The sequence below is a fragment of the Haloquadratum walsbyi J07HQW2 genome (assembly GCF_000415985.1).
Taxonomy (GTDB): Archaea; Halobacteriota; Halobacteria; order Halobacteriales; family Haloferacaceae; genus Haloquadratum; species Haloquadratum walsbyi_B.
The window spans coordinates 557555-575603 of record NZ_KE356561.1 but is presented as its reverse complement, the minus strand read 5'-3'; the positions used below and the strand labels follow the sequence as shown (position 1 = coordinate 575603).

Below are 18049 nucleotides of genomic sequence, written 5' to 3'. Positions count from 1 at the left end.
GTGCCCTGCTCAGCGCTACAGTTGTTGTTTTGATATGTTATCAATATATCAACCTACAGTCTCGGTTGCAGAGGAGGCAGTCACTCTCTAGAAGATTAGAGTGATTTTATTATTTATGTTTTATATGCATCTGTTAGCAAAATGGAATAAAAAAAGACATTGATAGGCACTGAATTGCTCGGATTGACGTTGCTTTTGATGAACCCCGTCTGAGTCTTAGTTGTTCAGTTATATTGGAATATATGAGAGATCTTAGATGAATTTGCGTGAGTCTTCATGCGATGGTATACTTCCGGTGCGAGACTCAGATATGAATCTCCACGCTCAGGCGCTACTGACAGCACTCAATCATCACCATCCTGACTGTCAGTCGCTGATCCGAGACTAACCGTTTCTACAACTCTATCATTCACGTAATGCCAATTGTTTGCCCGAATCTCAGGAAATGACCGCTTGATCATAGAGCTTCTGTGGTAACGCCTTCTTTGTATGTAGAGCCGGAATCAGGATTAGACCAGACATCGATATCCACATTAGCTTACTTCCCAAGATACTCTGAGCTCAACGTGCCGTCTTCATAGATATACTCGTAGACGCATGGTACGTACTTTTGACCGCCATTCATACACTCGCAGTTCTGGTCGCCACAGGTGACTTTCTCTGTAGTGAGTGTTCTCGATTCGTCTGTACCAATCTTTTCTGCCTCGGATAGAATCTCTTCGGGTTCCATCTCCGCTCGGTTCTGTTGACGGTACTCAACCACTGCTGTTGCGTGCTCCTGATATATTCAAGTGTTGAGTCATCCCGCTTTGGGACGACTTCAGCGAGGTATTTCGGTCGTGAGTCAGGCATTTGTGGTTGATTCATTATTTTGTGTACATATCGGCGCTATGGTCAATCAAGACATACACGAGAATTTGTGGATGTAGCAAGCGCATCACTCCGACAGAACTCCAACTGGGACTCGGCATCTATTGTGACCATAATCTCGACAGATCCGCCTCAATGCCACAAAGGTCCTGCTGAAGCCCATCTTCGACTCGGATATTTGGAAAATATGTAGCCAGCACAAGGTATTAGTCGGAATTTACTCTGTGCTAAAAAACATGATTCCCGTCCCAATGATAATGAGAAGTCCACCTGTAATGAGAAACACACTGATGACGCTCATTTCTGTGAGTCCGGTAAGTATCAATCCGCCACCACAGACTACCAACGACGCATAATAAATCGGATACTCATCGACCATGATACGTCAAAACCACAGATGCAAACACTGTGCTGTATGCAATTAATAAATTTGTTATCCTGCTCTGCCGGTGCTGACTGATGTTAATGCCGAGACATCCACTGCGGAGTTGCTGCAGATGAGTCGCTGATGTTTATTCGATAAGCACAATTCGCGCTTGATCGTTCATGCTACCTTGTGTACAAAATTGTCCCGTGTTAAACCAATTAATTTACACAAGATAAAATCCAGCGCTCAACGCTACCCGACCCATAATACACATTCACCACACCGGCTCCCAACTCCAAGACACCACGAGATTAAGCGATAATACATTTGAAATTTGATCGCCGAAGAAGGATACCTACTACTCAGACGCCGTGCAGGAGTCCTGAAGCCAATTCAACTACCGTATCTCCATATTCTCAGGTTCTCAGCGGTGTATGCTGTCGATAGCACCCGCCGTCGTTCACGAGGAACTGCAACTTCGCATCGGTGTGTTCACCGAGCAGTTGATCAACATCCACGTTCTCGATAGCATGTGGTGGCACCGACATCTGTCCGAGTGCGATTTTTGCACGAAGCTGATGTTTACATCGTTGATCATCACTGAGATGATACTGTGCATCGGGACAGTTACAGCGACCTTCCCGAACGTCGACCGTGTAGGATTCACCACTGTGTGAGACGACCGACACAAACCACGCATCACTTTCGACTGGGGTCCCCTCAGTCGAGACAACAGAAAGTGGCTCTTCGAGTGCTCGTCGCAGACGAGGCTCGATCTCGGTGCTATGTTCGATCTTACTCTCGGTATCTGATTCTGATTCTGATTCTGATTCTGACTCTAGTGTAGGTTTAAATACAAACATAAGTTCCGCAGAACAACGGGTTTCAGTATCGATTACCCGGGAATTATACATAGTCTCTGTTGATGATTATGTCTTATTGTTACTCTCTATCATACGTCGATATTCGGTACCGTTGCGTCAGCGAGTACTGATTGACACACACAGTCTGGTTGATATGATGATGATAGAAACCTGTGGTCTACTCATCTGATTAGTTGATAATACTGCGCTTGTGTTGGTCGCCAAGGTCATCAGCAAGACCGAGAAATTGACTGAATACACTACAGCCCCTCACACCCCTCTGAGGAGAGTGCTCACAGCGTTCAGGTCAACATGAGAAAATTAGAATCGCGTCGGTATCATCATGCGCCAGTTCATAAGTATGTTGTATGGTACCGGACAGTGCACTCACTGACTTTACCAGCCAATCTGAAACTCACGATGATCCTGAACTGAACTACCCGTCCCTACTCTACTCACTCGCCACAGGAGTGGCTCGGTCCTTGAGCAAGGGGCTTCCACGCTTTCGCGGTAGATTTTCTGCTTCTACGGGAGCATTTGAAAACAGTGCATCACAATGACGCCGGCGCCTACCCTCAGAGATACCAGCCTCCACGGACATTTGTTCGGACTGTCCCAGCCCCAGCCCCAGCTCTAACTCCTACTCTTCGGGTTCACACTCCCAACTGTAACTCTTCGAATCCACGCTGATGAACCTCTAACGATGCATTATACTCCCTGTCCGCCGTGAATCCGCGACGTTGGCATGAGTGCTCCCGAACCCGCAACCGTGTCTCAGTCTCACCTCCACAATTGACACATTGCTTTGTCGTTCCATCAGGGTCAACCAACACTGCGTGACAACCGTTCTCTTTAAAATGTCTCGCAAAGGCTTGGATTGTCGCATACCACGACATGACATTGCAACTATGATTCGAACACTTCGCTTCTATCCTGCTCCTGCTGTGTCATTGAGGCTACGCTACGTATATGTCTTCAAAAAATACTGCGTCGTATTCTTTCGTGTGCCAGAAAGCGAGCTTCTCACGACAATCTTCTCTTCGGTTTTCCAATCGCTTGTATGCTCGTAGTAGTGATCGTTGGGCTTTTTTCTAGTTTTCTGATTCGTATTGTTTGAGAGGAAGGTTTTGATGCCGTTTGTCAACTCTCTCACGATCTTTATGTTCGTCCAGCCGAGCAAACACTCTATTCTCTGAATCGTGACTGAATCTCGTGATACCGAGGTCGATTCCTCCGGTATCCTCGATAGAGATATTCTCGACAGCAGGTTTGTCTGGATAGTCAGCATTGTACTCGAGCACAATACTTACATCCCAGTCAGCTGTCTGTTGGTTCTTGAGTATGACTTCGATAATATCAGTACTCTCTGTGAGTGGTCGATGATAGTCCAGGTAGAAGTCACTAATCTTCGAGAATCTCACAGTAGCGTGACCAGACTGACCCGTGTTATTATCCACGTCAAAGCCAGATTAAGTATACTTACTGCTACGGTATTCTCGTGGTGGTTTCCAGTTGAGACGACCAGTTTTGAAGCCGCATTCTTCCAGGGAGTCGAGGACACTCTCGCTGTGTGTGATGCGTCGAACAGCCATTTGAAGGCATTTTAAGCACACTCTTTACCACTCTGCTCATTTTCGTTTCCAGTCGGGGAGCATTTCTGCACTGTATCTTATTATACGACGGCTTGTTGTGGTCAGGAGCAGGTCTGTGCTCTTGTGTAACTGCGTGTACGTGGTTGTATACTTCACGGCAAGTTTGGATTGCCTGCCACGCACTCCCGGCAGTAGTGGTGTCCGCCAGCACTGCTCGATAGTTGAACGCTTCTTTAAGTAATTGATAGCCAGGACTACCGCTAATTGTATTTGCCGGGTTATAGTATACGGCTGTATCCCATCCCTCTCCCTACTTTTCTCCTGCAGTCACTCTTTGAGGAAGGGGACTTAGCCTATAAAAATTAAATCTATACACAGTGGGCGATGACACCAATGCAATGGGCATTCGTGGTGACGAGGGCAGGCTGACGCATCAAGAGACAATTGTTGGTCTGGTCGAAGGCACGAACGACCCGAGTGAACAGTATCGTGATTGGTACTGAGAAGCCAATCAGATATAGATTGATCACCAGCCTGCGTGGGACATAACCTATATTCCGAGTAATACTGAGAATCCAGCCCAAGAGTTGCTATAATTACAGTTGTCACCGGGGGACCCCTGCTGTGTGGCACTGTAGGCATAATATGATGCTGTCAGTCCCCGGTATCTGTGTCGACCCCCACCTGCATGGAAACCAAACTTACTGACGACAGAGTATGATGTCTGTCTGCATCTACGGTTTGCGTTTATGATTCCACCTTGTTTCATCTCTTTGTATGTTCATCGAGACTGCGTCATCAACAACACTACACTTCGTATTATGCTAGAAAATTGATGTTACCTCCGGCAATATTTTGTGGAAACAAACGTACAAGCGTGATAGAGTCCCTGTCCCGGTATTTGTGGTAAATATGACCCTCCAGAAGCACATACAATCACTGAGTCACATGGATGGCACTGACACGGTATTCTTTATTCAATATTGAGTCGTTTCGTATTACTACCTGCGATATTGATGCTGACGTCGTCAGAGGTGTAATTCCGGTATAAAAATCGATGTGCTCTGCCGTTTATACCCAAGTTGAGAACGTCCATATGGGCATCCCAACAGGTGCTCATGACTGGCAAGAAGTCGATACCTGGCAACCTCAACAGTCTCATATATAATACACAGTCATAATTTCCAGGATCGATATCTGACATCAGGTAGTAACAATCGAGTTCTTTTAGATATGATCATCACATGATACAAGAGCTGATGAATTAACAGCACAGCGTCAAAACCGGCAGACTGATAATACTGATCGGTATCATAGCGATATGGATATAACCTCCACTGTGCTTGAAATCAGTATACCCACCGCAAATAAATACACGATTCTCAACATATTTCCAGAGACAATATTTATTCAGCGACGCTCAAGCACAGCTTGAGATATACATACTGAGACGTCAATTTTACTGTGACGGCTGGATCCCGATCTGATTCTGCGTCTGAGTTTAGATCTGTATTCGTATTTTTTCGGGCGTCGGATCTGGGTCTTGAATCACAACGAGCAGAACACTGCCGAGTCCATACGGTACCGAGTGACGAGACACCATATCTATACATCAACCACTTTGGAAAAAGTGATTCGTCGATATGAAACAGTCCTCAATATCTCCGTTCTTGCTGACGACTCGCCCCGTAGTCGTAGGCAGGATGCGAATAGCTGCAGCGACTATTTCAACAGCATGAGGGTGTGGATCAAAACATCCCAGGTGGTATCTTCAGCGACACGACTGAAAATGCGGCTCAGGAGAGAGCTGGTGGATAGAACACCAGAGTTATTATGAATAATAGCTCAAAGATTAGTAGCTGACACGATAGTCGTCTGTTACGTGTGATATTCAGTGACTTTGACTGTAGTTACAGGTGGTTCAAGCATTCCACAATCACGACAGTATATCCGATTATTCCTTTTGATTGGTCTCGCTTCACAGCACTGGGTGACTTTTCGATAAACTTTCTCCGTCATGAGTTAATATATGTATAACTCCTACTGAAATATTACGTGGAAATTTTAAATAACTTATGCTAAAAGATGACAGATTGAGTTAGATTTCTTTCAATAATACAACGCATCGTCAAAGTCAAAGTCAATTCTGCCATTATCATTGATATCCCCGGTGATATATCAGAAGTGTGCCAAGATACGATCGATCCCGGGTTCATTCTCGATTATGTCACGTTCTGGGTCAATTCTCTCTTTCCCTTCCAGTCCTAGATTTAAGATATGAGCGGGACAGTCCTCTCACCTATGATTTCCGTCGACCTTTCCGGGGAAGACACGGAATTGAGGATCGACGAAAGAAATTCAATATAATTTACCGACACCGTGTTTATTGGCTGTATTTCAGGCATATTTCAGCAGGACCTCTACGAGATTTGAATTTCTGTTGACAGGGGACCGCTGAATGGTTCCGATCGATCACTCGCTCTTTTCGAATAGCGACAAGCACAATTTGAAATAGTCTTCTCATATGTGTTTCAACACGGCTGGCTGGACACGAGAGCCACTGGAAGATTCTGAATCAAAAACACTCCGTGATTGAGCGAGGAGCATGAGCTGATAATCAAGACATTGCTACACATTGGCATGCGTGCCGATGAGTTCGTACATCTGCGCTCAAACCGGCTGGGACAACAGCAAGAAGAGATTCGAATCCAGTCTGTCGACACAGATAATAAACAGTAGTCTCGCAAGTTCGATTTTGGAAATCATATTGTACCTTTCGGAGATCTAGACGTGATCGGGCTGCTCAACAAACACTTCCAGAAGCAGGACATCTCACGTACGACAATCTGACGTCAGGTGACAGAAGTCGCTGATGAAACATCGATCGGAAAGAAAGTAACTCCGTCACACATACGGAACACAGATCACAGCCAACGGCACATCAGCACAGTTCATCAAACAGACGATGGGGCACGCTGATCTATCGACATCTCAACGGTATATTGAGCACTCCAGGCGTCGGATCCATCGTAGAGGGGATACGATTTGGAGTCGTTGATTGATAGTATAACTGACTTTTTTCACACTAGCTGGGCATGTATCTTGGCTAAAAAACTTCACTAACTAAACGCAGCGTAGTCGGTTCTATAAATCAGGCAAAGACATTATTTTGCTAGTGAAGTCGTGTATTCTCTGTCCACGCTGGGACTCATGATCTTATATCAAACCCATATTTATTATTTCCTTGAGAATCATAACGATATTTCTGACCACCTATTTTCTTGTATTCGTTCCATCGACTATGCGTATGAGCGATTCCAATGAGTGTGTCTTCTGCGAGATTATCGATGGAATCCGTGATGCGACAGTTCTCGTTGAGACCAATGAGTGCATCTGTGTGCTTGATAAATACCCTGTCAACAAGGAGCATGCACTAGCACTTCCGAAAGCACATGTACAACACCTCAACGAGTTTGATACTCTTTCATTTTATCCGTTTCTTGAACGGGCAATTACGAGGGTTCGCCAGCAATACCAGCCTGATGGACTGAATGTTGGCATAAACGATGGATCAGTTGCCGGGCAGACAATTCCACATCTCCACTGGCACATCATTCCACGATATAATGGGGACACGAAAGATCCGACCGGAGGTGTACGTGGAGTGATTCCATCAGAGCGGACGTACTAATCGCTTACGTAGAACCTTCTTGCGTTGAGCTGACCTGCTGCGATATGCCCGTCAGTGTCAGTGTCGGCAGTTGGATTGACTGAGATATTCGTGACGGCTGCTGAGTCGTCAGTCGGCGTCGCTACTGCGGTAATCATAGCGGCGCCACCAGCTGAATGCTGCTAAGAAGAGTGATTAGACAGACACACGATACGACGCTCTTGCGTCGCGTCCGTCTCATAAGTATGTGTTATTTGTCATACACAGAGGGGAATAAAGTCCAAGACTCATACTCGCTTAGTGATATTTAGTTTCTCCTATGTATCAGTTATATTAAATACTAAGCGTTGACATATGAACAATGATAGACAAAGAGTCCGTAGTATCTCGACCGACCACACTGAATAAGTGGATTAAATCGTCAACAATTGTCATCAGTCGTCAGCGACGATAGATTTTGGATTTGTACCGACCCGACGGTCTAAGAAGTCCGCAAGTGCTTGAAATGTCCGGAGTTTCTGGTCTTGGTCTGAGGAAGCGTGACCCTCTTCGCCCAATTCTTTGTACTCATAGTCGTCGGTTTCTTCGAGATCACGGTCCTCAAGAGCCTCTTTGAAAATGCGAGCCTGTGAGATAGGGACGCGTCGGTCATTCACGCCGTGGATGAGGAAAATCGGAGCATCAAGATTCGAAACGTAATTTACTGGAGACCGCTCGTCATAGATTTCGGGATTCTCCGTGGGCGTACCGAGGTATTTCTCCATCAGTTCGGTCCGGAAGTGTGGCATAGTGGTTTCGAACATATCCTCAAGATCTGTCAGTCCAATCCAGGCAATTCCAGCCTCATACAGATCTGGATACTGGACCATCTGCCAGTACGCGGAATACCCGCCGTAGGAGCCTCCAAAGACGACAACCTGGTCATCGTTAAGCCAGTCATGCTCATCGAGAACGTGCTCAGCGACGGTGACGATATCACCTTGCTCTGCACCACCCCAATCGTCGTACAGTTCTTCGACAAACTCTCGACCCCGACCAGTCGAGCCACGGTAATTTACCTGCAAAACAGAGAACCCAAGCGAGACTAACACCTGGGTATAAAGATTAAATCGCTTGGTGTCGCGTGCTCGCGGACCGCCGTGAGGATTGATGATGAGTGGCGACGGACGCTGTCCTGAGTCGAACAATAGTGCACCAATCTCAAACTCCTCATAGGGGTCGTGTTCGACTGCCGCTTGATCAGTCTCAGGGACACCATCAGATTCGACGGTAATATACTCTGCATCAGCAAAGTCATTTGTACTGAAGGGACCATACTCCGCTTCGACCAGTGTCTTGTGCTCGTGTGTCTCAATATTGTAGATCAGTAACTCCGGACGCCGGGTCGGAGTGGTGTGGGTCAGAAGAACTCGATTTTTATCCACAATCGCCTCCGTACCGAAGCTTGTGACACCACCAGGGAGGTCAAACTCGGTTGCCTCGCTGGTCTCAATATCGTAGATAATCGGGACAGACTCAGCTTCACGGCTTCGATAGCCTAGGACACGTTTGCCGTCTGGCAGAAACGCCTTTGGACTCTCTTCAAATTCATCATTCTCAAGCCATGTTAGTTCCTCAGAATCGACATTGTAAATCCCAAGCCGACCGAGGTCCGTTGAATTGTCTGAGATAAGAAGACGCTCACCGTCCGGTCCCCAATCAGCAGGCGAGGCTTCTGCACCAGTATCTCCAATATCAAGATTTTGCGGTGTCGCCCCGTCAGTATCGGCGATGTAGACATCCTGATTATCGAAGTCATCGCTTTCATTTGTCGCGTAAGCGATTCGATCACACTCTGGTGAAAGAATAGCGCCGGCGGCGGCTCGTTCGTACTCGGTTATCTTTGTCGTCTCGCCGGATGGGAGATTATGATTGTATAGATTCATTTGACCGTCGCGACTGGAGCCAATAATCAGTGTATCGCCGTCCTCACCGATATCGTTGATAGCGACCTGTCCGTCCATTTCGATAACAGCCTCAGCCTTGCCATCTCGAGAAATTCGGTAGATATCGTTTTGCTCGTTACCATTATTGTCGAGGTGAAAAAAGATGCTGTCTCCGTCGGCAGCCCAATTGATGGGCCATCGGGCATTTCGAGGAACATCAGCTTCGCTCCACTGAGTTACCTCGCCACTCTCGACATTGAGGACGTGCAACTCGTTGCGTCCAGTGATATCATAATAGAAAGCAACCTCATTACCGTCTGGGGAGACTGTTGGGTGGGCGAGCGTCGGGAGTGCCGCAAGCTCCTCAAGCAATTCTCCTGTATCTTCAACATGACTCATATACTGTATACACCGGTCTCGATTGTGATAAAACTCTCTGGAAGACCCATCTGATGATCAAGAGAACTTCGCCTGACCGAGAATCGATCACTCGACAGTGACTGTCGGTAGTCATGCAATCACCGAGTGCTCAATCGATGTGGTCGCCACATATACCTGTGGAGTCACTGTATTACGCGAAGTTGTTACCAGTTTCACGATATCAGTCCTTGATGCTCTTGTGGATGCTCTCGCCTTCGAAGAGTCGTTCCGCGATTGCGACCGTCTGCTCATCCTCGCGCCGTGTAGGAAAGTGAGCAGCCATATGACGTGCTGGCGCAATCAATGCCAGTCGCCGTTCGTATTCGCTCTCGGCTAAGTCAAACTGCCGAAAGCCAGCCTCGACGCTCTGCATCGTGTGAAATCCGGCGTCTTCTCTCAGTAGTCCCTTACCCATCGTCCGTTTGAGCGCCGCGGGGTCACCGCCGGCATCGAAATGCCCACCGACAATTCGTGCTATCTCATCAACACCACCTTGCTCATCGAGGACCCCGAGCAGACGCTCCCGTAGGTCGGCAGGGTCGCCATCTGCTCCCGAACCAGACCCAGGAATGGTCGCTCGCGGTTGATTCAGAAAGCGGTCAAGATACACTGACATCGCACCCTGCCAACAGGCTTCATATACATCTGTAGCGTCAGTTCGACGCGCGAGATTGTCGACGGCGTTGGCAAACGAGAATGTATGATGGACGGTGTTCCAGTCGCGAAACTCGTTACCAGTCCCAAAGTGGGCAACCCGCCGAAGTGCGGCGACCGCGACTGCATGCGCGAGTTGCTCGGTGCTCGCGCCGCTGGCGACAGCGTCCCGGAGGGCTTCGTCCAGCCTCTGTGGGTCAGCGGAAAGCAACGTCTCTATGAATCCATCAGGGCGGTTCCAGTCCTTGCCGGCACCAGCGGCGACCATTTCAGGCAGATCCTCGGCAGCGTCGAAGCACATCTCAGCCACGTCAACCGGTCTAGTCCATGTGCTGGTCTCCTCACCACGCGAGGCGTCAGCAATCGCGTCAACCACAGTTGCAAGAATAGCCTCACGCCGGTCCCAGCCGACATGATCCAGTGTCTCAACGGCTTTATTGATGAAGTCGACCGTGTGGCTATTATTCATATATATGTGGTCGGTGCCAGCAGCGACAAGTATCTCAACGAGGTCCTCACGACTGAGAATGTTCGCCGCGGTGCGCAGACAACGCTCGGCACCCGTGCTGTCGCGGACATCACAAGTGTCGCGGAACCAGGATTTGAGCCGTGACATAGACAAATCATTATTATCGAGCGCGTACTGTTCAAATCGCGGTGGTTCGCCGTCGCAATTGTCTGCAACCTCGGTAACACCGACAATCATCGCTCGAAGTCTCTCGTCGTGGTCGAGATCGCTATAGACATTCGCCATCGCACCGAGCGTCGTCATACCCCGTCCCCAGCCGTCAGCGCGGTACTGCGTCCCAAAATTGACAGCGGTCTCCAGCGGCGTGACAAATCCTTCGCCGTAGTGGTCAAGATGGATGACAGCCTTCGCGGCGACCAGCGAGAGGTTCTCCGCTAACCCGTCTGCCAGTCTGTTTCGCCAATGTGTCTCTGGCGGAACGTCGAGTTCGGGATTCGGGTCGACGTAGACAGTCCCATTCCGGACTTGGGTTGGGAATGTCTGGACATCGTCAGCCCAAATATCTAGTGTATCACCCTGTGCGAGTTCGAATCGCGCATGATGCCAGTCACAAGTCAATAGACCGTTCTTGACACTGCCTTTCGAAAGCGGGAACCCCATATGCGGGCAGCGATTGTCAATCGCGTACACTTCATCCTCGTAATAAAAAAGCGCGACTGGACGATCTTCTACCATCGTAACTGTCCGTCCTTCATCGCGGAGAACATCGATATTGGCGACCTCAATCAAATCTCGATTCGGTGAGTCCGATGACATATACGATGATTCACCAACGAGACAAATGAATCCACTCCGAATGAGTTGGGCATTTACACAACCGATATCACCGATACAGTGTGATCTGGATAGTCACGGCGAATAAAACCATATAGTATATTTCTGAGAGTTGATATCAGACCGTTTCCTGATGTATGCGTCCCTTATCAACTGTAACAGAGTCTCAAGTTTGTACCTGTATTAATAAATTTCCGGTATCGGTGAAGATGCCTGATATAGAGAAACAACCTGAGACATGGTTGGTCGGTATGGACGGCGTGTTGATGCATGACGACACTGCTCTCCCAGAAGCCGAGGATTTCATTCATCAACTCAGAGAACAAAAAACGTCAGTTCCTCGTACTAACTAACAACACAATTTACACACGACGCGATTTAGCAGAATACAGGCGGTAAGCCCCTTCCTCAAGGAGCGACCGAAGGGAATGAGTAGGGAGGAGATACACCACCGTCATCACTCAAATATCTATGTTGAGTATATATCAATATACACAGTGAAGCAAAAACACATCACAATCCGTGAAGACCAAGCCGAGTGGCTTAATGTTAAACAACACCATCCCAACCTCTCCTCGTTCGCTCAGCAACAACTGGACGACCATATCGCAAAGCGTAGTGACTAGTCACGTATGAGATATACCTACAGGTACCAACTGAAGCTGACTGATGCCCACCGCGAACAGAGCAGTTGGATTGGTATCGAGATACCTGTAGACAATTGTATAATCACGCACCCAAAGAGTTCAACGAAATCCCTGAGTCGGCAGAGACGCTCAAGCAACGAGTGCGACAGGTGCGCAACCAACTCCCTAATCTCAAAGACTGGTGGGATGACCTCAGTGAGTTGTATTCGACGGTCACACAGGCTGCAGTAAAGCGAATCAAGACTAGTGTGAAGGCTCCTTTAGGGTTGAAACAGCAGGGTCACAATATCGACAGCTTCAACTAGAAATCCCCATAGGAGTTCCGCAGTCTAAACCTATGTCCAATCCGGCTCCAAGCTCGATAGTAACAACGGTCGGATGTACTATCTCTGTTCAAACTCGCGGATATTCCAATTGTGAAACACCGTGACATTCCAGACACTGAGACAATCAGAGAGATAATACTGAACAAAAAGCCAACCGGCGAGTGGTTTGCCTGTGTGACCGTTGATGGGAGAGAAACGCTGGGGATCCCGGAGAACCCACAGCGGTGTGTCGGCATTGATGTGGGGACTCTGAAGCACATCCACGACACTGACGGCAGAGCCATTGACTCGCTGGATTTGCTCGAGGAACGCAAGCGACTCCACCGTGAACAGCGGAAACTCTCACGAAAAGAACTCGGGTCAAATAACGGCAAAAACTGACAAAGTGTCACCAGCAGCTCAAGCGAAAACGCCGGGATTTCTTGCATAAACTGTCGAATTACTACGCCACCGAATACAACCTTGTGATCGTTAAGAAGCTGAATATCAAGTCTCTGTTGGAGTCACCCAGTAAGCCAAAACACTGTATCGGCGACATGGGATAGTTTCAGCACTATCTAGAATACAACTGCACGCGTTTCGTAGAGGTTGACCTAGCCGGACCAACCGAAGGGTGTGCTAGCTGTGGCGTGGCTACCGACAAACCGCTGTGGGTTCGGGAACACTCGTGCTTGGGCTGTGGTCTTAGATGGACAGTGGACGCGAACACGGCTCTGGACATTCTGTCTCGCGGACTTGAGCAGCGAGGAGTAGGAGTGGCTCACTCCGAAAACATGTCCTCAAAATCGCGGACCGATTCTGATATGCGACCGAGAGCTTCGCTCTCGTCACCGCCTGTGGAGGCTGCACTCCCTATACTATGTTTACTTCATCGGAATCTTCCGATGATATAGATGTGAAGCGCGTTATCGAAACAGGAAGCCCCACCCTCACCTCAAAGAACCCCGCGCAAGCGGGTGAGTAGGGTGTGGGGTAGTTCACCTGCTCACCTTTCAGGAGTTGGAGTTAATACCCCGGAAGACCGGATTTGGACTTCAACTGTGGCTACGGCACAATTTGTCTCGAATCAAATGCCGGACGCTTCAGCGTGCGTGATTGGCGAGGCTGGGTTGAAAACGGCGCTTCACGACGTGGGCTATACGCTTACTGATACTAACCCAGATTTTGTCGTTCTTGGAGAGAGTCGCACATATTCATTTTAGAACATCACTGAGGCTGTCTGGTTGATCAGCCACGGTGCGCGATTCATCGTGACAAACCCAGACGCGATTATAGACTCTATTCAGTTTATCCTATCATTTATTTAATATCAAGGCTATTTCCGTCTGCTATCGTTACAATTCGGTGATGGAACCGCTTGAGATCGGATTACGGATTTTCGGTGGTATCATTCTTATTTTGGTGAACGCATATTTTGTCGCAATTGAGTTTGCATTAACCCGTGTTAGACAGTACCCCAAATCAGAGTTCGACACACCCGGACTTGAACTCGCCTGGGAGATGACCAATGATTTGGAGTTTTATTTGACTACCTGTCAGGTTTGGATCTCCGCAACGAGTATTGCGCTCGGGATTATTGCCGAGCCGGGACTAGCGGCTCTGATCGAACCCGTATTCGAGAACACTACGCTCGCATCGGTCGGGGCTGGTTCACTACTTGGATTCCTCATCATCAATTTGGTCCACCTGACACATGGGGAGCAGACGCCCACGTATCTCGGTGTCGAGCGCTCCAAACAGGTTGCTCAATACGGGGCACGGATACTATACTGGTTCGCAAAGATACTCGCTCCAGCTATCTGGGTTGGCGACTCAGTTGCGAAAGGAACACTTGGTCTGTTTGGGATCGAGATGACTCAAGCATGGACAGAAACCGAGAAAGAAGTCATCGAAACTCGTGCTGACCTCCGAACCCGGCTTGGATCGGTACTTGAACAGGGCGAACTACCTGCGGATCGTCGTGAGGAGATTATGAACGCGTTGACAATCGGCGACCAATCGGTGAGAGATATTATGATTTCCGCTGACGACATCATAAGCCTGTCAACTGAGGACTCCCCTGAATCGAACTTCCGGAAGCTCGAACAATATCCGCATACACGGTATCCACTAGTTGGTAGAGAATTGAGCGACTTCTATGGTATTGTCTATAGCCCAGCTCTGTTTAGTCATCGTGAGCAACTGTCTAATGGCAATGATGCATTAACTGAACTTGCAGCACCGACAATGACGCTATCGCCCGATACCGATGTGAGCGATGCGATTGACCAGTTCCAGACAGAACAACAAGAGATGGGGCTCGTCATTGAGAACGGTGAGACCATTGGACTGGTGACCGTCACCGATCTACTGGAAACGATTGTCGGTGATATTGAAGATCCACTTGATCAAGACAACCCTAATGTACTCAGCTAAAGTGAACACCAGTCTCACTGAGAAATGGTGTGTGTGTTGTATAAATGAACCACTCACTCGACACACTTGACAGAATAAGACACGGATGATACACGTGACAAAATGTGTCTATAGCTAGTCAGGATGTAACGTGATTCTCTCCGTATGGAACTTGATAACACGGTGTAAATTATTATACACGATTGAGCGTACCGGCACGCCGAGTGATCTGTAGACGCTACATATTAAAAAATTGTTATTTTATCAACAAAGGCTGAGCTAGATCAATACATGCATGGAATAGTTGCATGGACGAGATGCACTGCGGGTTTTGACAAACACTCAGTTCTTAACAGTGATACCGATGTTAATCGACACACGCGAGTCGTAGCGGGTTATTTCGAGTGAGTATCTGCTGTCGCTACATAACTAATTCCACCGATTTGAGTAGGTGTATCCACCGATCTGTCATCTCCAGTTTGAATCTCATCACAGCAGATTATAATTTACACTAAGATATCTCATAAACAACGATAGAGTGTTTTCAGATAACCACACGCCAGTGCGGTTATGATACGCGCTATTTCGGGTCTCAGACATAATGATTATGTTGAACTTTGAAGTCGGTGTAGGATTGCGGTCATTATACTAACGAAAGATATAATCCCCACATTCGGGAAGGTTGGTATTTCTGAACTTGTCGTCGTAGATTCGGGCTTGGGAGTTCCGTCGGCGGAGTCGGAGTCAAAGTCAGAGTCAGGGTCAGACAGCGCGATCAATTCTGGATAGCCCCCAGAGACGGTCTGCCAATTCTCTCCAAATTTCAGCCCAGACATATTCTCACTGGCTGCACTCCCTTGCATTTCACCGGTTGTCAGTCCAATTGCTGAATTTGTCGGTCCGAAAATAAGAATTGTCAGTCTAATCGCAGAGCCACCAGAGGGGTCCTGACCGGAGGCTTGTGTATCAAAGTACGACTGTTCGACCGTTCCTGTTTCGTCGTTGTTACGCCCGACGAGTCCACCTGTCTCTTGATTGCCAGTAACATTTCCAACGGCAAATGTGTCTCTGATGATTCCTCGATTTGATCCGACGAGTCCACCTACTGTATTGTCGCCAGCCACACTCCCAGAGGCTCTGGCGTTCCGTATTGATCCGCTGTTGAATCCGACGAGTCCACCCGCTGTATTGTCACTGGTCACATTCACTGAGGCTGTTGCGTTCTGTATCGCTCCTCTAAAGTTCTGTCCAGCGAGTCCTCCAGCAGTGACCGTGCTCCTCACTTTTCCGGAGACTGTAACGTTCCGTATCGTTCCACCGGTGCTCAATCCGACGAGTCCACCCGCATACTCGTTGCCAGTGACGGTCACTTCTGTAAGTGCGACGTCTGTGATTGTTCCAAAGCTATATCCAAACAGCCCGACTCTTCTCCGACTGTTATCCTCATATTGTCGGTCGATTGTGAGTCCGGTGATTGTGTGATTATTTCCATCAAGTGATCCCGCAAACTGGTCGCTGGACGAACCCACAGGGTCGAATCCTCGTCCATCGTTCCACTGCGCTGTGTTTGAGGCGTCGATGTCGCCCACGAGTTCGTAGTTCGCAGTCAGACCATCTTCCATCGCCTGGAGTTCGGACACGTTTGAGATCTCGTATGGGGTTGAGTCAGTCCCGTGACCGACCAGATCGGCTGTGTCCACGTCTGTATATGTATTAGTCGATTGCGCCTGTGCCATCCTGACGAATCCACTACCCGAGACCCCTGTCATAAAAACAGTCAGCATCAAAATAAGCATAACCACCGCGCTATGCCGTGATAATATCACGTATACAGATGCTCGTATGTGCACCACTAATACTTGTTGCGTCTCAGACAGACAATCGTGTGACATGACTGGGATAGGATACAGCACACGGCTCAGAAAATGTTAATTATGCTTTCGTTCTTCCAGAGGGATTGTACCCACACACTAACTGTAAGTGGTTGTGGGGGTGAATTTGCATGCAAATTGACTACCTCAAGATGAATAAAGAGGTGTGATTGTTTTCTGTCAGCCACTCGCTACCCGCTATTTTCCCAGTCGCTTCTCCCATCTGGGGTGACTGCTGGATATCGGATTGAGCCGACTTAATATACACCTGTACTAACGCTATATCCATTCCTGCAAATGATCTTCTCTCGTGTGATTCAAAAAAATGTGGGCAAAGGTTCCGTGACCATCTGTCGCAGTAGTTGTAGGGTTTGGGTAGCTGTTTCGCCCATAGACTCTATCTATCTCGCCTTGCGGTAATGTTAATTCAGGATGGAAGCTATCGCCGTGTGCGGAAAGCGTAGATCAAAGCAGGTTTCCAATAGACTCGTTCAGAAAGCTCGCATCGAATACACATATATTCCACGTATGATCGACGAGCAAATTACGCTTGATATACACCTCCGCTCAATCCGCACGGCAGTCGTCGCTATGGCGGTCTCAATCCTCGCAACGGGGCTTATCATCGCCGATGAGAGTGGACTGGGATTTCCTCCACCCGTCATTGCTCTCCTTGTCTGTGGTTACGCTTTGCTACCGACGCTTTTATTCCGTTTATGTGGACATTAGCTCACTCGTAGAACTTGTCTATCCTGCTCTGAGGTGGTGTCAGTTCAGGGCGAAAGAGTAGTTACTGGTGACCTCCTCCCCGTCGTAAACGATGGGGCTTCCCACGGTACCGTACCGTTCCGCTCCGCTGGGGTGGGGTAGGGTGGGATATTTGCTGGGTGACGACTCGTCGGCATGACGAGCCGATGGCGGAGCCACAGCCACACCGCCGTTACTCCTATCCCGGCAGGGGACTCGGAGTTATCTTCACCGAGACACCACAGCGGTTCGAGAGGGTGTCTCGAACATTCTGGATCTCGGAATCCCGATATTGTGCAATTGGGTGGGCGGTGGAACCGCCTTGGTATACGTCATGCTATGGACCAATGCCGCTTACATATTCGTATCGTCGTCAGACTGTCGTTTGTAGCGGAGTTGT

Annotated in this window: 17 protein-coding genes and 2 pseudogenes; 10 read left to right on the top strand and 9 right to left on the bottom strand. The window is 48.4% G+C overall.

Features of this window, described 5'->3' with window-relative positions; genetic code table 11:
- Positions 1-538: 538 nt before the first annotated feature.
- From J07HQW2_RS02685 to J07HQW2_RS02680, 3 genes are all read right to left on the bottom strand, one after another.
- Positions 539-763, bottom strand: a complete 225-nt coding sequence (locus J07HQW2_RS02685; protein ID WP_021053750.1) for a DUF6788 family protein — start codon at positions 761-763, stop codon at positions 539-541.
- A gap of 324 nt (positions 764-1087) precedes the next feature.
- Entirely contained in the window at positions 1088-1249 is a 162-nt protein-coding gene (locus J07HQW2_RS17435; RefSeq protein WP_021053749.1) for a hypothetical protein, read from the bottom strand.
- 404 nt (positions 1250-1653) lie between these two features.
- Complete coding sequence (locus tag J07HQW2_RS02680; RefSeq protein ID WP_021053748.1) at positions 1654-2151, bottom strand: SWIM zinc finger family protein; 498 nt, start codon at positions 2149-2151, stop codon at positions 1654-1656.
- A 317-nt stretch (positions 2152-2468) separates the two neighbouring features.
- On the opposite strand from J07HQW2_RS02680, the gene J07HQW2_RS17430 reads away from it, so the two are divergent.
- Positions 2469-2660, top strand: a complete 192-nt coding sequence (locus J07HQW2_RS17430) for a hypothetical protein (protein WP_021053747.1) — start codon at positions 2469-2471, stop codon at positions 2658-2660.
- Positions 2661-2753: 93 nt separating this feature from the next.
- On the opposite strand, the gene J07HQW2_RS17425 is transcribed toward J07HQW2_RS17430, so the two are convergent.
- A complete protein-coding gene (locus tag J07HQW2_RS17425) occupies positions 2754-2996 on the bottom strand; it encodes a zinc ribbon domain-containing protein (RefSeq protein WP_021053746.1) in 243 nt (80 codons plus the stop codon).
- A gap of 195 nt (positions 2997-3191) precedes the next feature.
- Positions 3192-3521: a hypothetical protein gene (locus tag J07HQW2_RS17420; RefSeq protein ID WP_303703930.1), complete on the bottom strand. Its 330-nt coding sequence runs from the start codon at positions 3519-3521 to the stop codon at positions 3192-3194.
- Between the two features lie 6 nt (positions 3522-3527).
- Between J07HQW2_RS17420 and J07HQW2_RS17415 the strand changes: the two genes are divergently transcribed.
- The 4 genes and pseudogenes from J07HQW2_RS17415 to J07HQW2_RS02670 all read left to right on the top strand — a co-directional run bounded on the left by J07HQW2_RS17415 (position 3528) and on the right by J07HQW2_RS02670 (position 7383).
- Entirely contained in the window at positions 3528-3707 is a 180-nt protein-coding gene (locus tag J07HQW2_RS17415) for a hypothetical protein (protein ID WP_303703929.1), read from the top strand.
- 362 nt (positions 3708-4069) lie between these two features.
- Positions 4070-4195 (top strand): hypothetical protein, encoded by a 126-nt coding sequence (locus J07HQW2_RS17410; RefSeq protein WP_303703928.1) that lies wholly within the window; start codon positions 4070-4072, stop codon positions 4193-4195.
- A 2408-nt stretch (positions 4196-6603) separates the two neighbouring features.
- Positions 6604-6750: pseudogene (locus J07HQW2_RS19840) on the top strand (integrase); the annotation flags it as partial.
- A 249-nt stretch (positions 6751-6999) separates the two neighbouring features.
- Positions 7000-7383: an HIT family protein gene (locus J07HQW2_RS02670; protein WP_021053744.1), complete on the top strand. Its 384-nt coding sequence runs from the start codon at positions 7000-7002 to the stop codon at positions 7381-7383.
- On the opposite strand, the gene J07HQW2_RS17405 is transcribed toward J07HQW2_RS02670, so the two are convergent.
- The 3 genes from J07HQW2_RS17405 to J07HQW2_RS02660 form a co-directional block, all read right to left on the bottom strand.
- Positions 7380-7520 (bottom strand): hypothetical protein, encoded by a 141-nt coding sequence (locus J07HQW2_RS17405; protein ID WP_021053743.1) that lies wholly within the window; start codon positions 7518-7520, stop codon positions 7380-7382. The genes J07HQW2_RS02670 and J07HQW2_RS17405 overlap by 4 nt on opposite strands.
- A 276-nt stretch (positions 7521-7796) precedes the next feature.
- A complete protein-coding gene (locus J07HQW2_RS02665) occupies positions 7797-9686 on the bottom strand; it encodes a S9 family peptidase (protein WP_021053741.1) in 1890 nt (629 codons plus the stop codon).
- Between the two features lie 202 nt (positions 9687-9888).
- Entirely contained in the window at positions 9889-11646 is a 1758-nt protein-coding gene (locus tag J07HQW2_RS02660; protein ID WP_021053740.1) for a Rieske (2Fe-2S) protein, read from the bottom strand.
- 227 nt (positions 11647-11873) lie between these two features.
- On the opposite strand from J07HQW2_RS02660, the gene J07HQW2_RS17400 reads away from it, so the two are divergent.
- The 4 genes and pseudogenes from J07HQW2_RS17400 to J07HQW2_RS02640 all read left to right on the top strand — a co-directional run bounded on the left by J07HQW2_RS17400 (position 11874) and on the right by J07HQW2_RS02640 (position 15052).
- Positions 11874-12017, top strand: a complete 144-nt coding sequence (locus J07HQW2_RS17400; protein ID WP_303703927.1) for a hypothetical protein — start codon at positions 11874-11876, stop codon at positions 12015-12017.
- A gap of 279 nt (positions 12018-12296) precedes the next feature.
- A pseudogene (locus J07HQW2_RS19835) lies at positions 12297-13601 on the top strand (RNA-guided endonuclease InsQ/TnpB family protein).
- The gene (locus J07HQW2_RS17390) at positions 13594-13839 is read left to right on the top strand and encodes an HAD family hydrolase (protein WP_021053737.1); all 246 of its coding nucleotides are present in this window, start codon (positions 13594-13596) and stop codon (positions 13837-13839) included. The pseudogene J07HQW2_RS19835 and the gene J07HQW2_RS17390 overlap by 8 nt, the downstream one beginning before the upstream one ends.
- 145 nt (positions 13840-13984) lie before the next feature.
- The gene (locus tag J07HQW2_RS02640) at positions 13985-15052 is read left to right on the top strand and encodes a CNNM domain-containing protein (RefSeq protein WP_021053736.1); all 1068 of its coding nucleotides are present in this window, start codon (positions 13985-13987) and stop codon (positions 15050-15052) included.
- A gap of 584 nt (positions 15053-15636) precedes the next feature.
- On the opposite strand, the gene J07HQW2_RS02635 is transcribed toward J07HQW2_RS02640, so the two are convergent.
- A complete protein-coding gene (locus tag J07HQW2_RS02635; protein WP_303703924.1) occupies positions 15637-16800 on the bottom strand; it encodes a GLUG motif-containing protein in 1164 nt (387 codons plus the stop codon).
- 630 nt (positions 16801-17430) lie between these two features.
- Between J07HQW2_RS02635 and J07HQW2_RS02630 the strand changes: the two genes are divergently transcribed.
- Positions 17431-17631 carry a hypothetical protein gene (locus tag J07HQW2_RS02630; protein WP_048075110.1) on the top strand — a complete coding sequence of 67 codons (201 nt, stop codon included), beginning with the start codon at positions 17431-17433 and terminating at the stop codon, positions 17629-17631.
- Positions 17632-18049 lie beyond the last annotated feature (418 nt).

Bases quoted from the DNA above. Each gene is read 5' to 3' on its own strand.
- J07HQW2_RS17435 (WP_021053749.1), bottom strand. From the start codon at position 1,249: ATGGTCGATGAGTATCCGATTTATTATGCGTCGTTGGTAGTCTGTGGT.
- J07HQW2_RS02680 (WP_021053748.1), bottom strand. From the start codon at position 2,151: ATGTATAATTCCCGGGTAATCGATACTGAAACCCGTTGTTCTGCGGAA.
- J07HQW2_RS17430 (WP_021053747.1), top strand. From the start codon at position 2,469: ATGGTACCGGACAGTGCACTCACTGACTTTACCAGCCAATCTGAAACT.
- J07HQW2_RS17425 (WP_021053746.1), bottom strand. From the start codon at position 2,996: ATGTCGTGGTATGCGACAATCCAAGCCTTTGCGAGACATTTTAAAGAG.
- J07HQW2_RS02670 (WP_021053744.1), top strand. From the start codon at position 7,000: ATGAGCGATTCCAATGAGTGTGTCTTCTGCGAGATTATCGATGGAATC.
- J07HQW2_RS17405 (WP_021053743.1), bottom strand. From the start codon at position 7,520: ATGATTACCGCAGTAGCGACGCCGACTGACGACTCAGCAGCCGTCACG.
- J07HQW2_RS02665 (WP_021053741.1), bottom strand. From the start codon at position 9,686: ATGAGTCATGTTGAAGATACAGGAGAATTGCTTGAGGAGCTTGCGGCA.
- J07HQW2_RS02660 (WP_021053740.1), bottom strand. From the start codon at position 11,646: ATGTCATCGGACTCACCGAATCGAGATTTGATTGAGGTCGCCAATATC.
- J07HQW2_RS17400 (WP_303703927.1), top strand. From the start codon at position 11,874: ATGCCTGATATAGAGAAACAACCTGAGACATGGTTGGTCGGTATGGAC.
- J07HQW2_RS02640 (WP_021053736.1), top strand. From the start codon at position 13,985: ATGGAACCGCTTGAGATCGGATTACGGATTTTCGGTGGTATCATTCTT.
- J07HQW2_RS02635 (WP_303703924.1), bottom strand. From the start codon at position 16,800: ATGACAGGGGTCTCGGGTAGTGGATTCGTCAGGATGGCACAGGCGCAA.
- J07HQW2_RS02630 (WP_048075110.1), top strand. From the start codon at position 17,431: ATGATCGACGAGCAAATTACGCTTGATATACACCTCCGCTCAATCCGC.